Annotated in this window: 16 protein-coding genes; 8 read left to right on the forward strand and 8 right to left on the reverse strand. The window is 74.3% G+C overall.

The features are described from left to right. Positions 1-69 precede the first annotated feature (69 nt). Together MTO99_RS17220 and MTO99_RS17225 are read left to right on the forward strand one after the other, a co-directional pair. Complete coding sequence (locus MTO99_RS17220; protein WP_243555237.1) at positions 70-1,539, forward strand: NAD-dependent succinate-semialdehyde dehydrogenase; 1,470 nt, start codon at positions 70-72, stop codon at positions 1,537-1,539. Positions 1,540-1,759: 220 nt separating this feature from the next. Further along, positions 1,760-2,770 (forward strand): calcium/sodium antiporter, encoded by a 1,011-nt coding sequence (locus MTO99_RS17225; RefSeq protein ID WP_243555239.1) that lies wholly within the window; start codon positions 1,760-1,762, stop codon positions 2,768-2,770. A 31-nt stretch (positions 2,771-2,801) separates the two neighbouring features. Here MTO99_RS17225 and MTO99_RS17230 read toward each other — a convergent pair whose 3' ends face one another. Continuing rightward, complete coding sequence (locus tag MTO99_RS17230) at positions 2,802-3,164, reverse strand: hypothetical protein (protein ID WP_243555241.1); 363 nt, start codon at positions 3,162-3,164, stop codon at positions 2,802-2,804. Position 3,165: 1 nt separating this feature from the next. After that, positions 3,166-4,965: a PspC domain-containing protein gene (locus MTO99_RS19100; RefSeq protein WP_290428391.1), complete on the reverse strand. Its 1,800-nt coding sequence runs from the start codon at positions 4,963-4,965 to the stop codon at positions 3,166-3,168. 114 nt (positions 4,966-5,079) lie between these two features. Here MTO99_RS19100 and MTO99_RS17240 point away from each other — a divergent pair, with 114 nt between their 5' ends. The 5 genes from MTO99_RS17240 to MTO99_RS17260 all read left to right on the forward strand — a co-directional run bounded on the left by MTO99_RS17240 (position 5,080) and on the right by MTO99_RS17260 (position 9,166). Further along, positions 5,080-6,282, forward strand: a complete 1,203-nt coding sequence (locus MTO99_RS17240; protein WP_243555242.1) for an ATP-binding protein — start codon at positions 5,080-5,082, stop codon at positions 6,280-6,282. Then, the gene (locus tag MTO99_RS17245) at positions 6,275-6,952 is read left to right on the forward strand and encodes a LuxR C-terminal-related transcriptional regulator (RefSeq protein WP_243555244.1); all 678 of its coding nucleotides are present in this window, start codon (positions 6,275-6,277) and stop codon (positions 6,950-6,952) included. The genes MTO99_RS17240 and MTO99_RS17245 overlap by 8 nt, the downstream gene beginning before the upstream one ends. Positions 6,953-7,063: 111 nt before the next feature. Beyond that, a complete protein-coding gene (locus tag MTO99_RS17250; RefSeq protein ID WP_243555247.1) occupies positions 7,064-7,510 on the forward strand; it encodes an FAS1-like dehydratase domain-containing protein in 447 nt (148 codons plus the stop codon). Beyond that, positions 7,510-7,944, forward strand: a complete 435-nt coding sequence (locus MTO99_RS17255; protein WP_243555250.1) for a MaoC family dehydratase — start codon at positions 7,510-7,512, stop codon at positions 7,942-7,944. Before MTO99_RS17250 ends, MTO99_RS17255 begins: the two co-directional genes overlap by 1 nt. Before the next feature lies 1 nt (position 7,945). Next, positions 7,946-9,166: a UDP-N-acetylmuramate dehydrogenase gene (locus MTO99_RS17260; RefSeq protein WP_243555252.1), complete on the forward strand. Its 1,221-nt coding sequence runs from the start codon at positions 7,946-7,948 to the stop codon at positions 9,164-9,166. 67 nt (positions 9,167-9,233) lie between these two features. On the opposite strand, the gene MTO99_RS17265 is transcribed toward MTO99_RS17260, so the two are convergent. Further along, the gene (locus tag MTO99_RS17265; protein WP_243555255.1) at positions 9,234-9,887 is read right to left on the reverse strand and encodes an ABC transporter ATP-binding protein; all 654 of its coding nucleotides are present in this window, start codon (positions 9,885-9,887) and stop codon (positions 9,234-9,236) included. Then, positions 9,884-12,898 carry a hypothetical protein gene (locus MTO99_RS17270; protein WP_243555258.1) on the reverse strand — a complete coding sequence of 1,005 codons (3,015 nt, stop codon included), beginning with the start codon at positions 12,896-12,898 and terminating at the stop codon, positions 9,884-9,886. Before MTO99_RS17270 ends, MTO99_RS17265 begins: the two co-directional genes overlap by 4 nt. 170 nt (positions 12,899-13,068) lie before the next feature. Between MTO99_RS17270 and MTO99_RS17275 the strand changes: the two genes are divergently transcribed. Next, entirely contained in the window at positions 13,069-15,777 is a 2,709-nt protein-coding gene (locus MTO99_RS17275) for a phosphoenolpyruvate carboxylase (RefSeq protein ID WP_435520771.1), read from the forward strand. 171 nt (positions 15,778-15,948) lie between these two features. On the opposite strand, the gene MTO99_RS17280 is transcribed toward MTO99_RS17275, so the two are convergent. The 4 genes from MTO99_RS17280 to MTO99_RS17295 form a co-directional block, all read right to left on the reverse strand. After that, positions 15,949-16,608 (reverse strand): response regulator, encoded by a 660-nt coding sequence (locus tag MTO99_RS17280; RefSeq protein ID WP_149160070.1) that lies wholly within the window; start codon positions 16,606-16,608, stop codon positions 15,949-15,951. Then, a complete protein-coding gene (locus MTO99_RS17285; RefSeq protein ID WP_243555261.1) occupies positions 16,605-18,116 on the reverse strand; it encodes a sensor histidine kinase in 1,512 nt (503 codons plus the stop codon). Before MTO99_RS17285 ends, MTO99_RS17280 begins: the two co-directional genes overlap by 4 nt. 113 nt (positions 18,117-18,229) lie before the next feature. Continuing rightward, the gene (locus MTO99_RS17290; protein WP_243555263.1) at positions 18,230-19,108 is read right to left on the reverse strand and encodes an ABC transporter permease; all 879 of its coding nucleotides are present in this window, start codon (positions 19,106-19,108) and stop codon (positions 18,230-18,232) included. Next, entirely contained in the window at positions 19,105-20,088 is a 984-nt protein-coding gene (locus tag MTO99_RS17295) for an ABC transporter ATP-binding protein (RefSeq protein ID WP_243555266.1), read from the reverse strand. Before MTO99_RS17295 ends, MTO99_RS17290 begins: the two co-directional genes overlap by 4 nt. Positions 20,089-20,133: the final 45 nt, after the last annotated feature.

Below are 20,133 nucleotides of genomic sequence, written 5' to 3' on the forward strand. Positions count from 1 at the left end.
GCAAGCCCGTGGCATCCGACCACCGCCCGGAGCAGACTGGGCGTGTCCGACCCCACAGAACGGAACAGCATGAGCAACGAAGCCACCGAAACCGACGTCCTCGACCGAGTCGCCTCCGGCCTCTTCATCGACGGCGAGTGGGTCGACGCCGAGGGCGGGGGCACCCTCGAGGTGCGCGACCCCTCCACCGGCCGCATCATCAAGCAGATCGCGGATGCCACGCCCGCCGACGGCATCCGCGCCCTCGACGCCGCCGTCGCCGCGCAGGCGTCGTGGGCCGCGACCCCGCCCCGCGAGCGCGGCGAACTGCTGCGCCGCGCGTTCGACACCCTCATGGCGCGCAAAGAGGAGTTCGCGCTGCTCATGACGCTCGAAATGGGCAAGCCGCTCGCCGAGGCGCGCGGCGAGGTCGCCTACGGCGGCGAGTTCCTGCGCTGGTTCGGCGAGGAAGCGGTGCGCATCCACGGGAGGTACGGGCTCAACCCCGAGGGCACCGGGCGCATGATCGTCTCGCAGCGACCGGTCGGGCCGTGCTACTTCATCACGCCGTGGAACTTCCCGCTCGCGATGGCGACGCGCAAGATCGCGCCCGCGCTCGCCGCCGGATGCACCGTCGTCGTCAAGCCCGCAGCCCTCACCCCGCTCACCACGATCGCGTTCGTGCAGCTGCTCGAGGAGGTCGGGCTGCCCAAGGGCGTCGTCAACGTGGTGACGACGTCGAAGTCGGGCGCCCTGTCGGGCCCGATCATCGCCGACCCGCGCCTGCGCAAGCTCAGCTTCACCGGGTCGACCGAGGTCGGCCGCACGCTCATGCAGCAGGCGGCGCAGGGGATTCTGCGCACCAGCATGGAGCTCGGCGGCAACGCGCCGTTCGTCGTCTTCGAGGACGCCGACCTCGACAAGGCCGTCGAGGGCGCGATGGTCGCGAAGTTCCGCAACATCGGGCAGGCGTGCACCGCCGCCAACCGGTTCATCGTGCACGAGTCGGTCGCGGACGAGTTCGCGCGCCGGGTCGCCGAGCGGGTGCGGTCGATGAAGGTCGGGCGCGGCACCGAGGAGGGGGTGCAGATCGGGCCGCTCATCGACGACGACGCGGTGGCCAAGGCCGAGGAGCTCGTCGCCGACGCGGTCTCGCGCGGAGCATCCGTCGCCGTCGGAGGCAACCGCGTCGAAAGCGAGGGCTCGTTCTACCAGCCGACCGTCGTCACCGGCGTCGTGCCCGGCAGCGAGATCCTGCGTCAGGAGATCTTCGGCCCCGTGCTCGCGATCACCACGTTCGCCGACGAGGACGACGCGGTGCGCATCGCGAACGACACCGAGTTCGGGCTGGTGTCGTACGTGTTCACGCAGGACCTCGCGCGCGGCCACCGCATGATCGACCGGCTCGACACCGGCATGATGGGCCTCAACGTCGGGGTGCTGTCGAACGCGGCGGCGCCGTTCGGCGGGGTGAAGCAGTCGGGCCTCGGCCGCGAGGGCGGGTTCGAGGGCATCCACGAGTTCCTCGACACGAAGTACACCCTGATCCCGGTCGACTGACCCCCCCGCCCGCCGCCCGCCGCCCGCCGCCCGCCGCGGCCCGCCGCGCCCCGGCTGTACGCAATTCAGGTTCGGAGGTGTGTCGCGGCGCATCCAGCCCGCATTTCGCACGCGACACGCCCTCCCGACCTGAATTGCGTGCAGCCGGGGCTGGTCGGGCGCGGCGGGGCGGGTGGGGGTGGGGGTGAATCGAGCGGCTTCCGCCCCATAGTCTGGGCGCATGCCCGCCGTCGTCTGGCTCATCCTCGGCCTCGTCGCCCTGGTGTTCGGGGCCGAGTTGGTGGTCCGCGCGGGCGCGCGGCTCGCGCGACGGCTCGGGATCCCGCCCATCGTGGTGGGGCTCACCGTCGTGTCGATCGGCACGAGCCTGCCCGAGCTGGCGGTCGGCATCGACTCGGTGCGAGTCGGCGCCGGATCCCTCGCCATCGGCAACATCGCCGGTACCAACGTGGTGAACATCCTGCTCATCCTGGGGCTCTCGGCGGCGATCCGGTCGCTGTCGGTGGGGTTGCAGACGCTGCGGCTCGACCTGCCGATGATGGGCGGCGCCGCCCTGCTGCTGTACTTCTTCGCGGCCGACGGGGTGCTCGAGGTGTGGGAGGGCGCGCCGCTCGTGCTCTTCGCGATCGTCTACACGTTGCTGCTCATGCGCTGGACCCGCCGCGAGAGCGCCTTCGTCGTCGCCGAGTTCGCCGAGGAGTATCCGGCCGAGGCCGAGGCCGAGGCCGGGGCGCCCGAGGCCGCGACGACCCGTACCGTGCACACCGTGCGCTCGACGATCATGCAGGCGATCGTGCTGCTCGCGGGCATCGGCGTGACCATCCTCGGCGCCGACTGGCTCGTCGACGGCGCGGTCGAGGTGGCGAGCGCGCTCGGCGTGTCCGATGCGCTCATCGGGCTCACGATCGTCGCGATCGGCACGAGCGCGCCCGAACTGGCGACGACGATCATCTCGACGATCCGCGGCGAACGCGACATCGCCATCGGCAACCTGATCGGGTCGAGCATCTACAACCTGACCATCATCCTCGGCATCACGCTCCTCGTGGCGCCCGGCGCCGTGCCGATCGAGCCCGAACTCGTGCTCATCGACCTGCCGATCATGGTGGCGGTGTCGTTCGCGTTGGCGCCGCTCATGCTGTCGGGCCGTCGGGTCTCGCGCGGCGAGGGCGTGTTCATGGTCGCGGCGTACGTGGCCTACCTGACGTTCCTCATCCTGAGTCGCGCCTGACGGGCGGCCCCGGCCGAACCGCCCGGCGCGGTCAGCGCGAGCGGGAGGCGCGGCGGGCGAGGCCCGCGATCCCGGCGATGAGCAGCAGCCCGCCGACCGCGACGAGCGCGGCGAGCAGCATGCCGGCGGGCGTCAGCGCGAACCACCATTCCGACACGTCGTCGCGCAGCGCGGGGTCGAGGACGATCCAGAGCGTGCCGGCGGCGATGCCGGCGAGCACGAGACCCCAGATGATCGCGCCCCAGCGCACGCGCGGTCGGGGCAGGGGCGCGGCGGGTGGGATGAGCTCGGTGACGGGGGTCTCCGCCCGGCTGTCTGCGCCGGATGTCCCGGGCTCCCAAGTGCCGTCGAGCACGGGGTCGAGCGGGGTCGTGGGTCGCGTGTCGTCGGTCATCTCAGTTCTCCTCGCCGTTCTGCGTGGCTCCCTCGCCGAGGGCGGTATCGGCCGGGAACTCGATCACCTCGATGCGGGTCGCACCCGCGCGGATCTCGAGCGTCGCGTCGGGAACACCCCGTTCGAGTCCCCTTCCGATTCCGCGGCTCCAGTTCGACATGCTGCCGACGCCGGCGGTGAGCTGGATTCCGCCCACCGGCTCCCAGGCGATCCCGTCGGCGCGCATGAGCGAGATCGAACACGACCCGCACTCGACCTCGAGCTGCAACCGAGTGCCGTCGCGCACCTCGACGTACACCGAACCGGCCCCCTGCAGCACGCGCATGGTCGGGGTGCCCGGCCCCGCGGCGACGCGTTCGTCGAGGGCGACGCGCACGTTGCCGACGGGCTGCAGAAGGGTCGTGGGCTCGAGCCGGCCCCCGACGCTGCCGAAGGCGAGTTGGCTCGTGCGCGGCACAGCCGCCGACCCGAGCGTGCCGATGAGCAGCACGATCGTCACGAACGCGAGGAACCCGCTGCGCCGGCGCAGCGCCCCGGCGAGCACCATCGAGAGTGCGCACACGATGGTCGCCACGGCGAGCCCGACGGGTGCGGCGTATGCCGACTGCGATCCTCCGCCGAGGGCGTACGCCGAGGCGATGCCGCCGGCCACGAGCGCGGCCCCGAGGGTCGTGATCACGTACGCGAAACTCGTGCGGGGGCGGGTCAGCCGGCGGATGCGCCGCGCCTCTTCGGCCTGCGCCTGGAACGCGGCGGCCCTCGCTCGGTTCTCGGCGGCGACCTGGGCGCGGGCGGCCCGGTTCGCGGCGGCCTGGTCCTGCTTCCAGCGGTCGTGCTCGACGCGCCACGCGTCGTATTGCGCGCGCCACGCGTCGTAGTCGTCGGCGCCGGCCGGGCGCGCGGGCGCCCGGGGTTCGCCGGGTGCCGGAGCTTCGCCGGGTGCCGGAGCTTCGCCGGGTGTCGGAGGCTCGCCGGTCGGCGAGCCCGGTGCGGATGCTCCGCCCGGAGCCGGCACGGCGGCGTCGGCGAGCGCGGCGGCGGCCGGTGCGGTCGTGGCGGGATCCGTGGCATCCGTGGCATCCGCGGCGTCCGCCGCAGACGGAGCATCCGTGGCATCCGCCGCGGACGGAGCATCCGTGGCATCCGAACCCGGCGCAGCCGCAGCCGCCGCCGGCCCGCCCGCCCGCCCGGTCGCCTCGTACGCCGCGAACGCGGCCTGGGGGCCGGTCTCGCCCTCGGGGCCGGCGGCCGCGCGTCGCACCAGCCAGACCACGAGCGCGACGATGCCGCCGACGAGCAGCAGCGTCCACAGCACGGGCAGCAGGTTGATGCCGAGCGGGTTGAACCACGGGCCCGTCCAGAAGTCGCCGGCCCACACCGCGCCGAACACGCCCTGCACGAACGACGGCACCCCGAACGCGAACGGGGCGAGCCCCACCAGGAGGAACAGCGCGATGCCCACGATCGCGCCGTCGAACGCTCCGCGCAGCAGCCGCTCGAGGTGGATGCGCCCCTGCAGGTCGGGCAGCAGCAGCCACGCCGCGCCGTAGGCGAGGAACGCGAGGGGGGCGAACAGCGCGAACACCACGAGCACGCCGCGCACCAGGATGGGGTCGATGCCGAGCCGCGCGCCGATGCCGGCGCAGACGCCGCCGATCCAGCCCGGAGTGCGCGGGACGCCCAGCGAGCGCAGCCAGCCGAAGAAGCCGGGAGCCGTCGGCGCCGCGTCGGGCGAGCCGGTCGCGCCCGGGGTACCCGCCGCGGGTCCGTCGGTCTCGGGAGGGGTCGAGGTCGATGCCATGCTCCGATCGTCGCGCACGCGGCATCCGTCGGGCCATCCGGAACCTCCCTGACCCGACCCTGAAACCCGACCCCGATCGGTGCCGCCGACCCGGCCGTCTGCTTGGATCGGAGCATGACCCAAGCTCCGCCCGCCCGGCGTGCTCCGGCGCTCGTGCGCCGCCGCGCGTGCCTGGTCTCGGGCGTGGCCGGCGGCCTCGCCGACCATCTCGGCTGGCCCGTGATGCTGGTGCGCGCCGTCTTCGTCGCGACCGCGCTGCTGGGCGGCGCGGGCGCGCTGCTGTACGCGTGGCTGTGGGCGTTCACACCCTGGGCGGATGCCTCGGGGCCCGACGATCCCGTGCGCCGCCGCGCGCCCGTGGCGGTGCTGCTCACCGTCGGGGCGGTGCTGGCCGCCCTCGTCGCGATCGTGCTGAGCCAGCAGCCGTACTCGCCGTGGTCGGTGCCCGGCGCGCCGCCCTGGCTCGCGCCCGTCGTGCTCGCGGTACTGCTCGCGCTCGCCGCCGCCGCCTGGGTCGGCTTCATCGACCGCCCCGACCCCGAACGCGGCCGTCGCACCGAGACGATCGTGCGCGTGGTGCTCACGGTCGCGCTCGGCGCGCTCGCGGTCGCACTGCTGCTCGGACAGGCGCTGCGCTGGTGGCCGTACATCGCGGTGCCTGCGGCACTCGGCGTGCTCATCGGCATCGGCCTCGTCTACGCGCCGGGGCTCGTGCGCGTGTGGCGCGACTTGAACGACGAGCGCGTGCGCCGCATCCGCGACGAACAGCGCAGCGCGATGGCCGCGCACCTGCACGACTCGGTGCTGCAGACCCTCGCGCTCATCCAGAACCGGGCGGGCGCGTCGAGCGAGGCCGGGCGGCTCGCCCGCGCGCAGGAGCGCGAGCTGCGCAGCTGGCTGTTCGAAGGGGAGGCGCCCGCCGACAGCGACCTCGCCACCGACCTGCGCGACTACGCCGCCGCGCTCGAGCTCGACTACCCCGTGCGCATCGAGGTGGTCGCCGTCGGCATGAGCGACGAGCGCGCGAGCGGCGAGCTCGCCGCGGCCGCGCGCGAGGCGATGCTGAACGCCGCCCGTCACGCGGGCGGCGACGTGTCGGTGTATCTCGAGGGAACGCCCGCCGCGGTCGACGTGTACGTGCGCGACCGCGGGCCCGGCTTCGATGCCGGCGCGGTGCCCGACGACCGGCTCGGCGTGCGCGAGTCGATCATCGGGCGGATGCGCCGTGCCGGCGGTCGCGCGGTCGTGAAGCCCGGGGCCGGGGGCGTGGGCACCGAGGTGCACCTGCGATTCGAGACGGAGTCCACCCGTGCCTGAGCCGACCCCCGAACCCCTGCGCGTCGTGGTCGTCGACGACCACTCCATCTTCCGGTCGGGTCTGCGCGCCGACCTCGACCCGACGATCAGCGTCGTCGGCGAGGCATCCGATGTGCCCTCTGCGGTCGCCGTGGTCGCCGAAACCCGGCCCGATGTCGTGCTGCTCGACGTGCACCTGCCCGGCGGCACCGACGCGACCGCGTCGGGCGGTGCGGAGGTGCTGCACCGGGTCGCGGCGGCGGTGCCCGACACGAGGTTCCTGGCGCTCAGCGTGTCGGACTCGGCCGAGGACGTCGTCGGCGTGATCCGCGCCGGTGCGCGCGGCTACCTCACCAAGGGCGCATCGGCCGACGAGGTGAGCCGCGCGGTGCACGCCGTCGCGGGCGGCGACGCGGTGTTCTCGCCGCGGTTGGCCGGATTCGTGCTCGACGCGTTCGGTGCGGCCGTCGGCGAGATCGCCGCGGCCGACGACGAGCTCGACCGGCTCTCGGCACGCGAGCAGGAGGTGATGCGGCTCATCGCCCGCGGGTACGCCTACAAGGAGGTCGCGGCGACGCTGTTCATCTCGGCGAAGACGGTGGAGTCGCACGTGTCATCCGTGCTGCGCAAGCTGCAGCTCTCGAGCCGGCACGAGCTCACCGCGTGGGCGACCGCGCGGCGGCTGCTGTAGCGGCGCGCGCCCGACAGTTCGGGGCGGGCGTCGTCGCGGACTCGGGAATCGAGGCCGGCCCGACCACGGGCGAGCGGGCGGGGCATCCGGCCGTTCCGTAGACTTGCCCGCATGCCAGTGAACCCCGAGCTGCAGGGGCGCGCCCTGCCCCCGAGCGAGCCGTACCTCGTCGGCCGCGAGAAGGTGCGCGAGTTCGCGCGGGCCGTGTTCGCGACGAACCCGATCCACCTCGACGTCGCCGCTGCGCAGGCCGCGGGCTACGCCGACGTGGTCGCGCCGACGACGTTCGCCGTCGTGCTGCAGGCGCTCGCGCTCGACGAACTGCTGGCCCAGCCCGACACCGGCATCGACTTCTCGCGCGTCGTGCACGGCGACCAGCGATTCACGTCCACCCGGCCGATCGTCGCGGGCGACGAGCTCACCGCACAGCTCACGGTCACGAGCGTGAAGACGCTCGGCGCCCACTCGATGGTGTCGGCCGCGACCGCGATCGCCGATGCGGCCGGCGAGCACGTCGTCACCGCGATCTCCACCCTCGTCGTGCGAGGAGACGACTGATGCCGACCCCGCAGATCCCCGACTTCGACGCCCTCGCCGTCGGCGACATCGTCGCCGAGGAGTCCTTCCCGCTGACCCGCGACTCGCTCGTGCGGTATGCGGGGGCGTCCGGCGACTTCAACCCCATCCACTACCGCGACGACATCGCGAAGGCCGTCGGCCTGCCGGGCGTGCTCGCGCACGGCATGCTCACCATGGGCTTCGCGGTGCAGCCGGTCGTCGACTGGGTAGGCGACCCGGGCCGGATCCGCGACTACCAGACCCGGTTCACCCGGCCGGTGGTCGTCGACCCCGAGGTCGGTGCGGTCGTGGCCGTCGTCGCGAAGGTCGGCCGGCTCGACGCCGACGTCCGCACTGCGCGCATCGACCTCACCGTGAAGGTCGGCGAGGAGACGGTGCTCGGCAAGGCCCAGGTCGTGGTGGGCCTCGGCTGACATGAGCGACGCCCCACGCTTCAGCGAGCTCACGACGCTGCGGATCGGCGGCCCGATCGCGCGGCTCTCGACGGCGACCACCCAGCGCGACCTCGTCGACCTCGCGGTCGACGCGTGGGAGTCGGGCGAGCCGTGGATGGCGCTCGGCGGCGGGTCGAACCTGCTCGTCGGCGACGAGGGCTTCGAGGGTACGGTGATCCGGGTCGCGACGCGCGGCATCGAAGTGCTTCCGGATGCCTCGCCCGGCGGGCTCGCCGCGACGGATGACTCGGTGCACCGCGTGCGCATCCGGGTGCAGGCGGGCGAGACGTGGGACGACCTCGTCGCGTGGACGGTCGAGCAGGGGTACTCGGGCATCGAGGCGCTGAGCGGCATCCCGGGGTCGGTCGGCGCCGCGCCGGTGCAGAACATCGGCGCGTACGGGCAGGAGCTGTCGTCGACGCTCGTGGCGATCGAGTTCCTCGACGAGGGCGCGTCGACGCCTCGGCGGATGACCGCCGACGAGCTCGAGCTCGGCTACCGCACCTCGGTGCTGAAGCAGGGCCTCGCGGGCGTCGTGGTGTCGGTCGAGCTCGACCTGCACGACACCGCGGCCGAGCGCGCGGTGCTCGGCGAGGCGATCGGCGCACCCGTCGCGTACGCGCAGCTCGCGGGCGCGCTCGGGGTGCAGCTGGGCGACCGGGTGCCGCTCGCCCGGGTGCGCGAGGCGGTGCTCGCGCTGCGCGCCTCGAAGGGCATGGTGCTCGACCCCGACGACCCCGACTCGGTGAGCGCCGGCTCGTTCTTCACGAACCCGATCGTCACCGAGCGGTTCGCGCGCACGCTGCCCGCCGACGCGCCGCGCTGGTACCTCGAGCCCGACGAGCCCGACGAGGTGACCCCGTTGTCCGAGCTCGCCAGCGGATCCCCGCTCGACGCGTTCCTCGCGCACCAGGCCTCGCTCGAGGCATCCGCCGTATCCGAGCCGGACGCCGCGCCGGCCGAAACCCTCGTGAAACTGTCGGCCGCCTGGCTGATCGAGCACGCCGGGATCCGCCGCGGGTTCGCGCTGCCGGGCTCGCGGGCCGCGATCTCGTCGAAGCACACGCTCGCGCTCACGAATCGCGGCGGGGCGACGGCTGAGGAGCTCGCCCAGCTCGCGCGGTTCGTGCAGGGTCGCGTGCAGTCCGAGTTCGGCCTGCTGCTGCGTCCCGAGCCGATGCTCGTCGGCGTCGAGCTGTAGTTCCGCGTCGCGCACGGCGCGGTCACCGCGCCGGACTCGGGCGGAGTGCTGAGCACGGCGTGCCGGGTCAGGCGAGCTCGGTGCGGGTGTCGGCGGCGCCGATGAGGCGGGCGTCGTGCGATGCGACGAGCACCGAGATGCCCGCGGCGGCGAGGCCGGTCAGCAGGGCGATCACGCCGTCGGCGGTGGCACGGTCGAGGCTCGCCGTCGGCTCGTCGGCCATCACGATGCCGGGCTCGAGCAGCAGCGCGCGTGCGAGGGCGACGCGCTGGCGCTCGCCGCCCGAGAGCCGGTCGGGCGTGTGCGCGAGCCGGCCTCCGACCCCGAGCTCGTCGAGCAGGGCCTCGGCGCGCGGCCGCAGCTCGGCGACCCGGCGGTCGGGCACGGCGGGCAGCAGCACGTTCTCGAGCGCGGTCATGCCGTCGACGAGCGCACCGCCCTGGTCGAGGTAGCCGACCTCCGAGCGTCGTCGGGCGGTGATGCGGTCGTCGGGCAGGTCGGCCAGTCCGTCGCCCGACCATCGCACCTCGCCGGCCGCGGGGCGGGTGAGACCGGCGGCGACCCGCAGGATGCTGGTCTTGCCCGATCCGCTGCGCCCGGCGAGGCAGTGCATGGTGCCGGCCGGCACGCCGAGCGACCAGTCGGCGACCACCTCGAGGTCGGTGTCGCCGTCGCGCGGGTGGCGGATCGTGACGGAGTCGAGTTCGAGTCGCGCGGTCATCGTCCGGTCCGTTCGGTTCGAGGGGATGCCCCGTCGCGGATGCGACGGCGGGTGGCGAGGGTCGCGGCGCCGGCGAGCGTCGCCGAGGCCGCGGCGATGCCGGCGAGCAGCACGGCATCGCCGGGTCGCACGGCGGCCGCGATCGCAGCGGCGACGGCCGTGATGATCGCGGCGGCGGGGAGGAGGATGGCGAGCGATTCGGCCCGCCAGGCCCGGTGACGCTCGGCCCCGGTCCAGCCGATGGCGCGCAGCACGCCGTCTTGAGCCGCACGCCGCCGGATCTCCAGCCGCCGGCTGAGCACGCCGAGCACCGCGGCGGCCGCGAGCGCGACGCCCGCGAGCAGCAGCCGGGCGGCGAGCGCCTGCCCGAGTGCGAACCCGGCGAGCAGGCTCGCGCCGGCCGCGTCGCGCTCGGCGAGCACGATCGCGGCGATCGAGACGGCGGCTCCGGCGGCGGTCAGCATGGTGAGTGCGACGCTCGCGGCGAACAGCGGGTGGATGCGCACCTGCCGCACGCCGAACCGTGCCGCGGTGAGCGGGCGCAGCGCGGTGCGCCCGCGTCGCCCCACACGAGCGGTGGTCCTCCGCCGGCTGCGCGGGCGGGCGTCGCCGCGCGGGCGGGTCTCGCCGCGCGATCCGGCGATGACGGATGCCGCGCCGAATGCCGCGACGATGGTCACCGCCGCGGCGGCGCCGATGAGCGTGAGCCCCCGGTCCTGTGCGACGAGCACAGCGGCGGTGCCGGTCGCGGCGATCACGGCGACGGCGATCAGTTCTTCGAGCCCGAACCACTGCACGATGCGTCGTCGGCGCCAGCCGATCATCCGAAGCGTGCTCGCGACCCGGCGCCGGCCCGGGATCGCCACGAGGGTCGACGCGCCGACGAGCAGGGCGGCCGCGCCGAGGCCCGCACCGAGCGCGATGGTGGTGGCGGTGCTGATCGCACTGCCGACGCGCGACGCCGCCTCGAGCTCGGTCCACCGCTGGCGCACCAGGCCGAGGTCGCCGACCCGCTGGGTCTCGGCGGCGTCGAGGGTGCCGAACGCGTACCCGCCGACGGCCACGTCGACGTCGATCGGGCTCGAGCCCGCGGCGTGCACGACGTCGAGTCCGAGCGCGCGGATCCGCTGCGCGACCCCGTCGATGCGCGCCAGCGCGTCGGCGTCGAACTCGTCGATGCCCGCGACCCGGACCCGCACCGCCTGGATCGGTACGTCCGCGGCGTCGGGGTCGACGGAGGCCAGATCGGCGACGAGCGTGGTCGCGGCGTTCACGAGCCCCGTTCCGCTGAGGTTCGGCCGCAGCTCGGTCGGGTCGACGGGTTCGCCGTCGCCGTCGGCCACGAGGGTCGCACCCGCCGACTCGTACGCGCCGAGCGGCGCGGCCGCGAGCGGGTCGGCGAGGGCCGACACCCCGTCGAGGTCGAGCTCGCCGACCGGCACGAGCTGTTGCGCGACCGGTTCGCCCTGGTCGAGGGTCGGGATGTCGCCGAGCGTGCCGTAGACGGATTCCGAGCCGACCGCGCCGCCGCCGGGGCTCGTTTCGAGCACCGGGCTGCCGACCTCGTAGCCGAACAGCAGACTGCGGTATCCGGGGGAGTAGCGCTCGGCGTCCAGGCGGGGGCCTGCCTCGGTCGGGCGGTAGTGGGGTGCGGCGAGCGGCACGCCGCCGTCGAAGGCCGGGAAGTCCGGATGCAGCGGATCGAGCGCCGGCGCCTCGGTGCCGGGCCAGGGCAGCACGATCCTGGCGTCCGAGAGCGGGTCGAGCAGCGCACCGGCATCGGCTTCGATGCGGCCCGCGGGTTCGCCCGGCAACCCGTCGATCAGCGCGTCGGGGAACGCGTAGCCGCCCGCGACCCGATCCGAGACGGCGGTCGGCCCGAAGTCCTCGAGCTCGACCTCGAGCCGCAGCGTCTGATCGGCCGTCGGGCCGACGAGCACCGGCAGCCCGTCGGGCAGTCCGGAGGGCAGTGCGTCGAGCGGCAGGCCGCGCGCAGCCCAGGTCGTCGCGAGGTCGTCGGCGCGCTGCTGCATCGCGGTGTACGTGCCGACGCTGTGTGCGGCGACCTCGCCCGGCTGCTGCTCGAGCCACGACCGCAGCCGCGAGGCATCCGTGCCCGCCGATCGGGCCGCGACCAGCGGATCGAGGAACGCCCCCGCCTCGCCCAGCAGTTCGCGCTCGGCCGCCGCGTCGACGAGGGTGAGCACGGGGTTCGCGCGCGGCGTGTCGATCACGTCGAACACGAGGCGCCCGTCGACGACCTCGCCGCCCGCCGTGACCTGCGACCCGGTCCGCACCGCCACCGTGTGCACGTCGCGCCACCGGCACGGATCGGCCTCGGGCGAGTCCATCGGGTACGACACCCCGTCGAGGACGCAGAGATCATCAGGCCGCACCTGGTCGGGGCGCAGGTGCACGACCCGGTCGGCATCGGCGTCGTCGACGACGAGCGCGACCGACTGCTCGGTCACCAGTCGCGGCCCCAGCCCGTCGTCGGTGAGCACCCGCACCGTCGCCCGCCAGGCGCGCGGGTCGGGCGTCGTGCGCCCCGCGTCGATCGGCACCGAGAAGCGCAGCGTGCCGCCGCCGATGCGGGGCAGCAGCACCCGGGCGAGCGGCGCGGCCACGTCGACGCCCGCGATCGCGCGGATCGCCTCGAGCTGATCGGAGGTCACGCCCGCTTCGGGATCGGCGGCCAACGCGTTGGGCGCGAGCAGCGGGGCGGATGCGGGCCCGCCCGCGACCGGGGCATCCGTCAGGTCCGAGGCGCCCGCCGCGCCCGCCGCGCCCGCCGCGAACGCGACCGTGCCGCCTCCGTCGCCCGGATCGGCGGTGACGATCAGGTCGTACGCGCCCCGCCAGTGCTGGTCGAGGGTCTGCTGCAGGGTCGCCGCCGCGCCGGCCTGCACGCCCGCGATCGCGGCGGTCGCGGCGGCGATGAGCGCGAGCGCGCCCAGGCGCAGTCGGTCGCGCGCGAGTCGGCGCAGGGGCCCCGGGACGCCGCGGTGCATGGCGATCCTCTCTGGTCGGCTGGATCGTGACGAAGGTCGAGCCGGGTGACGCCTGCACCGCACCACTGCGGACTACTCTCTCCTGATCGCCCCTGTTCGCGCCACCCCTGCCGACACTGTGTGACGTACGCGTCATCCGGTCGTGACATCGAACGGGTACGGTCGATCGGGTGAGCTTTCCCGCAGCCCCATCCGCGGCATCCGCCCATTCCCGTTCCGAACCCCCCGCAGAGCACGACCGCGAGCGCATCCGCGTCGAGGTCGACGCGGCGCTGCGCGCCGATGTGAGCCTCCTCGGCGGGCTGCTCGGCCGCGTGCTCGTCGAGGCCGGCGGCGCGGAACTGCTCGACGACGTCGAACGCCTGCGCGGGCTCGCGATCGCCGGGTACGAGGGCGACTCCGAGGCGTTCGGCATCGCCGAGGGCCTGGTCGAAGGCTTCACGCCCGACCGCGCCGAACAGGTCGCGCGCGCGTTCACCGTGTACTTCCACCTGGCGAACCTCGCCGAGGAGCACCACCGGGTGCGGGTGCTGCGCGAGCGCGACGCAGCAGGCGCCCCCGAGGCCGACGGGCTGGCCGACGCGGTCGCCCGTCTCGAGCAGGAGGTCGGCGCCGACGAGGCGCGCCGACGCCTCGACGCACTGCGGTTCCACCCGGTGTTCACCGCGCATCCGACCGAGGCCCGCCGCCGCGCGGTGGCATCCGGTATCCGGCGCATCGCCGACCTGCTCGCCCGACGCGACGGCGCCGCGCCCGGCGCGCTCACCACCGCCGACCTCGACCGCCGCCTGCTCGAAGAGATCGACGTGCTGTGGCGCACGTCGCCGATCCGCACCACCCGGCCCACCCCGCTCGACGAGGTGCGCACGGCGATGAGCATCTTCGACCAGACCGTCTTCGAGATCGTGCCGCGCGTGTACCGACTGCTCGACGACTGGCTGCTCGGCGACCGGGCCGGGCTCGACGCACCGCAGGCGCCCGCGTTCGTGCGGTTCGGCTCGTGGATCGGCGCCGACCGCGACGGCAACCCGTTCGTCACGGCCGAGGTCACCGAGCAGGCCGCCGCCGTGCAGGCCGAGCACGTGCTGCTCGGCCTCGAGCGCGCCGCCACCCGCATCGGCCGCACGCTGACCCTCGACTCGGCCGACACGCCGCCGTCGACCGAGCTCGTCGACCTCGCCGCACGCCAGACCGCACTCGCACCCGACGTCGCGTCGCAGATCGGCGTGCGCGCGCCGCACGAACCGCACCGCCGCGCGCTGCTGGTGATCGCCGCGCGCATCGCCGCGACCCGCGAGCACAGCGCGGGCGGTGCCGCGCACGGCTCCGCCCTCGCGTACGCGAGCCCCGAGGACCTGCTCGCCGACCTGCGCACCGTGCAGGGCTCGCTGCGCTCGAGCGGCGCCGCCCGCAGCGCGAACGGCGAGCTGCAGCACCTGATCTGGCAGGTCGAGACGTTCGGCTTCCACCTCGCCGAGCTCGAGGTGCGCCAGCACTCGAAGGTGCACCGCCAGGCGCTCGACGAGGTGCGCGCCGGCGGCGAGCAGAGCGATCAGACCCGCGAGGTGCTCGACGTGTTCCGCACGATCACGCGGCTGCAGCAGCGGTACGGCGTGCGCGCCGCCCGCCGGTACATCGTCTCGTTCACCCAGTCGACCGACGATCTCGCGAACGTGTACGAACTCGCCGCCGCGGCGCTCGGGTCCGCCGAAGACGCCCCGGTGCTCGACGTCATCCCGCTGTTCGAGACGTTCGCCGACCTCGACGCGGCGACCGGGATCCTCGACGGCCTCATCACGCTGCCCCAGGTGCAGGCGCGGCTCGAAGCATCCGGTCGCAAGCTCGAGGTGATGCTCGGGTACTCCGACTCCTCGAAAGACGTCGGGCCCGTCTCGGCGACCCTCGCGCTGCACGCCGCGCAGGCGCGCATCGCCCGGTGGGCGGCGCGCAACGACATCGAACTCACCCTGTTCCACGGGCGCGGCGGGGCGCTCGGGCGCGGCGGCGGGCCCGCGAACGAGGCCGTGCTCGCCCAGCCGCCCGGCTCGGTCGACGGCCGGTTCAAGGTCACCGAGCAGGGCGAGGTGATCTTCGCGCACTACGGCGACCAGGCGATCGCGGTGCGGCACGTCGAGCAGATGGCCGCGGCGACCCTGCTCGCGTCGGCGCCGTCGAACGAGGCGCGCACCCGCGAGGCCGCCGACCGCTTCGCCGAGCTGGGCAGCCGCCTCGACGAGGTGTCGCGGGCGCGGTTCTTCGAACTCGTGAAGGCCGACGGCTTCGCGCCCTGGTTCGCCCAGGTCACGCCGATGGAGGAGGTGGGTCTGCTCGCGCTCGGGTCGCGGCCCGCCCGCCGCGGCCTCTCGGTCGAGTCGCTCGAGGACCTGCGGGCGATCCCGTGGGTGTTCGCGTGGACGCAGGCGCGCATCAACCTCACCGGATGGTTCGGGCTCGGGTCGGCGCTCGCCGCGATCGAGGACGACGCGCTGCTGCGCGAGGCCTACGCCGAATGGCCGCTGTTCGCGTCGATGATCGACAACGTCGAGATGTCGTTGGCCAAGACCGATGTGCGGCTCGCCGAGCGGTACCTCGCCCTCGGCGACCGCCCCGAGCTGGCGTCGCTCGTGCTCGACGAGCTCGCGCTCACCCGCGAGCAGGTGCTGCGCACCGCAGGCCACGCCGAACTGCTCGCCAGGCGCCCCGTGCTGCGACGCGCGGTGCGACTGCGCAGCCCGTACGTGGACGCGCTGTCGTTGCTGCAACTGCGCGCACTGCGCTCGGTGCGGGCCGACGGCCGGGTGGACCCGGTCGACGCCGATCGACGTCTGCTGCTGCTCACCGTGAACGGCATCGCCGCGGGCCTGCAGAACACGGGCTGACCCCGGGCGCGCCCGCGGGCGGCGCCCCGCCGCCCGCCGGCCGCCCGCCGCTCGCCCACTCATTGCAGGTACCGTCTTCAGTCCGAGGTCAGCCGTGCGGTGCCTCGGACTGAACACGGTACCTGTACCGGGCGCCGTGCCGGGCGCCGTGCAGCGTGCCGCACGTGCAGGTCAGAGCAGGCCGAGCTCCATCGCTCGGGTCACGGCGCGGGTGCGGTCGCTCACGCCGAGCTTCTCGAACGCGTGCGCGAGATGCGTCTTCACGGTCGCCTCGCCGAGGAACAGTGTTCGGGCGATCTCGGGGTTCGACGCGCCCGCGGCGACGAGCCGCAGCACCTCGAGCTCGCGCGGCGACAGCGCGGGCGGCGGGGGAGCCGACGAGCCCGCCCCGGCCGCCGCCTCGGCGCGCACCCGCCGCACGAGTTGCGCCGCGACCGACGGCGCCAGCACCGTCTCGCCCGCGACGACCGCGCGGATGCCCGCGAGGATCTCGTCCTGCGGCGCCGCCTTCAGCAGGTATCCGCTCGCGCCGGCCTCGATCGCGGCGACGATGTGCTCGTCGGTGTCGTAGGTCGTCAGCACCAGCACCCGCGGGGCGTCGCCCGCGGATGCCCGGATCCGCGCGGTCGCCTCGGCGCCGTCGAGCCGGGGCATCCGCAGATCCATCAGCACCAGATCGGGCCGGGTCGATTCGGCGAGCGCGACCGCCTCCTCGCCGTCGGAGGCCTCGCCGACCACCTCGAGGTCGCCCGCGGACTCGAGCAGCCCGACGATGCCGGCGCGCACGATCGGGTGGTCGTCGGCCACGACGATGCGGATCGGCCCGGTCATGCGGTCGCCTCGCCGCGAACGGGGGCGGATGCCTCGGGCCGGTCGCGTTCCGCGGGGTCGCGATCGAGCGCGGTCGTGGGCGTCCCGGATGTCTCGGGCCGGGCGCAGGCCGCTGCGTCACGGGCCGGCGTGGCCGACGGGGACGGCTGCGGCGCCGAGGCATCCGTCGGTGCGTTCGCGACCGGAGACGGCTGGGAGCCGGTCGGGCGCTCCGCACGCTCCGCGGCGTCGGCACCTGTCGGGCCGGTCGCGTTGGCCGCCCCGGTCGCGCCCGTCGCGTCGGCCGCACCGGTCGTGCTCGTCGCGCCGGTCGCTCCTGTCCCGCCCGCCGGGCCGTCCGAACCCTTCCCGCCCCGCGGCACCTCGACCGACAGCAGCGCCCCGCCGCCGGGCGCCGCACCGAACGCGATGCGTCCGCCGGCGAGCCCGACCCGGTCGCGCAGCCCGGCGAGCCCGAACCCGAGTTCGCCGAGCGCGTGCCCCTCCGAGGGGCCCGGGCCGACGCCGTCGTCGCGCACGCTGAGGCGCGCGGCATCCGGTGCGGCCCTGAGCTCGATCCACGCGTTCGCGGCGCCGGCGTGCTTGCGCACGTTCGCGAGTCCCTCCTGCGCGGCCCGCAGCAGCACGACCTCGAGCTCCCGCCCGAGCCCCGGAGCATCCGCTCGCACCGTGACGTGCACGCCGGTCTCGCGCTCGAAGCCCGACGCGAGTCGCCCGAGCGCGTCCGCGAGGGTGGTGTCGACCTCGACGGGGGCGAGCGAGGCGACCAGGCCGCGCGCCTCGGTGAGCGCGTCGCGCGCCATCTCCTCGATGAGCGCGACGTCGCGGCGGGCGAGCTCGGCGGATTCGCCGGGGACGCCGCCGAGCCGGTTCCCGGTGCGCTGCGCGACCATGACCAAACCGGTGAGGCTCTGCGCGATCGTGTCGTGGATCTCGCGGGCGAGGCGCGCGCGTTCCTGCGTGACGCCGGCGTCGCGGTGCAGTGCCGCGAGCTCGCCCTGAGCGGCCTGGAACTCCTCGAGCAGACGGGCGTGCTCTTCACCGACCTCGGCGATGTGCGAGATCCAGAGGCCCAGCGCGATGCTGAACGCGAGCGACAGCACGGCGATGCCGATGCCGGGCAGGATGCCGTCGACCCCCGAATGCACCGGGTACCCGAGGGCGACGGCGCACGACAGGGCGACGCTCGCCTCAACCGCACGCCGGGTCGACGGTGCGGTGATCCACACGAACGGGTACGCGATCGCCTGCAGCACGGCGAACGACGGCTCGATCGCCGTGCCGGCGAAGATCAGCGCGCTCAGCACGAGCGTGACCGCGATGTGGTGCCCGGACGAGGTCGAGCCGATGCGTCCGCGCAGGTAGACCGCGTACGAGAGCAGGAACGCCGCCGCGACCGCCCACGTGCCCCACGTGTGCGGGCCGTACGGCGTGTCGAGCGCGTTGATCACCGTGACGACGAGCGCGACGGCGACTGCCGCAGCGTCCCACCATCGCCGATTCAGCATGTCGTCATCGTCTCACGCGGCCCCGCGGCATCCGATCCCCGCGGCATCCGACCCGGAGCATCCGACCCCGGAGCGCCCGGCCCCGCGGCATCCGACCGCTGGGAAGCCGACGATCACGCGTCGCGACGGATCCACCGGAACGTCACCCGGCTGATCACCAGCCCGACGACCAGCCACACCGCCAGCCAGATCGCGACCCAGCCCAGATCCCACGTGCCGTGCTGCTCGAGCACCGCGAAGTCGTCGGGCAGGAACGCCGCCCGCATGCCCTGCGCCATCCACTTGAGCGGGAACGCGCTCGCGATGTTCTGCATCCACTCGGGCAGCATGTTGAACTGCAGGTACACGCCCGAGATGAACTGCAGCACCAGCACGATCGGGATCACGACGGCGGTCGCGCTCTTGCCCGTGCGCGGCAGCGCCGACAGCGCGATGCCGAGCAGCGCCGACGCGGTCAGACCGAGCACGAACACCCACGCGAACGTCATCCACGACTCGGCGTCGGTCGGCAGCGCGATGCCGAACACGGTCGCCGCGGCGACCAGCAGCAACGCGGCCTGCAGCACGCCGGTGACGAACACCTGGCCGATCTTGCCGAGGAAGTACGACACCGGCGACAGCGGCGTGCCGCCCAAGCGCTTCAGCGTGCCGTCGCCCTTCTCGGTCGCGATGTCGACCGCGAGGTTCTGCACGCCCGACAGCAGCACGCCCGCGGCGAGCATGCCCGGCAGATAGTACGCGCCGATCGTGATGCCCTCGGCGCCCGGTGCCGGCACGATCTCGCCGGCCTCGCTGAACGCGGCGGTGAAGATGCCGAGCATCACGAGCGGGAACAGGAAGGTGAAGAACACCGCGTCGGGCGAGCGGAAGTACCCCTTGACCTCGTAGCCGACGCGGGTCACGCCGAGCGCGACGATGCCCGGCCGGGCGGGTGCGGCGCGGCCGGCGCGGCCGGCGCGGCGCGGGTCGGCGGATGCGGTCGCGGCGGTCATGCGCGGACTCCTTCGATGTCGGATGCCTCGGTGGCGTCGGATGGCGCGGATGCCTCGGTGGCGCCGGATGGCGCGGATGCCTCGGTGGCGGATGCCGCGGGCGGGCCGGATGCCTCGCCGTCGGCGGCTGCGGCCGCACCGACCAGCTCGAGGTAGACGTCTTCGAGGCTCGGGCGGATCACCTCGAGCTCGGCGGGCTCGCCGCCGGTCTCGGCGACGATGGACGCCACCAGCTCGGCCGGCCGGCCGGTGCGCTGCTCGCGCACGAGCCCGTCGCGACCGCGCCACCGTACGATCGGCACCCGGGCCTGCGGCCCGCCGAGTTCGTCGATCGCTCCGAGCGCGACGAGCCGCCCGCCGAGGATGACGCCGGCTCGATCGCCGAGCCGCGCCGCCTCGTCGAGGTAGTGCGTGGTGAGCAGGATCGTGGTGCCCTCGCGCTTCAGCCGCTCGATCAGCTGCCAGAACTCGCGCCGCGCCTCGGGGTCGAATCCGGTCGTCGGTTCGTCGAGGAACACGAGTTCGGGGCGGCCGATGATGCCGAGCGCGACATCCACCCGGCGACGCTGCCCGCCCGAGAGCTTGCCGATGCGCGTCTTCGCCTTCGCGGTCAGCCCGACGGCCTCGATGACCTCGTCGACGGAGCGCGGGTCGGGGTAGAAGTGCGCGAAATGCGCGAGCTGCTCGCGCACCGTCATCTGCGCCGCCTCGGCGGTGGACTGCAGCACGATGCCGAGCCGCGCCTTCCAGTCGAGATCGCCGCGCGCCGGGTCGACTCCGAGCACCGCGACCTCGCCCGAGGTGCGGGTGCGGTACCCCTCGAGGATCTCGATCGTGGTCGACTTGCCGGCGCCGTTCGGCCCGAGCAGCGCGAACGTCTCGCCGCGGTGCACGTCGAGGTCGATGCCGTCCACGGCGGCGAGGGCCCCGTAGGTCTTGCGCAGTCCGCGCACGCGGATGGCGGGTTCGTTCTCGGTCATGGCTCCAGCGTGGCATCCGCCCCGACGCCGCGGCAGCCGCCATCC

It is taken from the genome of Agromyces larvae, from assembly GCF_022811705.1.
GTDB classification, from domain to species: Bacteria; Actinomycetota; Actinomycetes; order Actinomycetales; family Microbacteriaceae; genus Agromyces; species Agromyces larvae.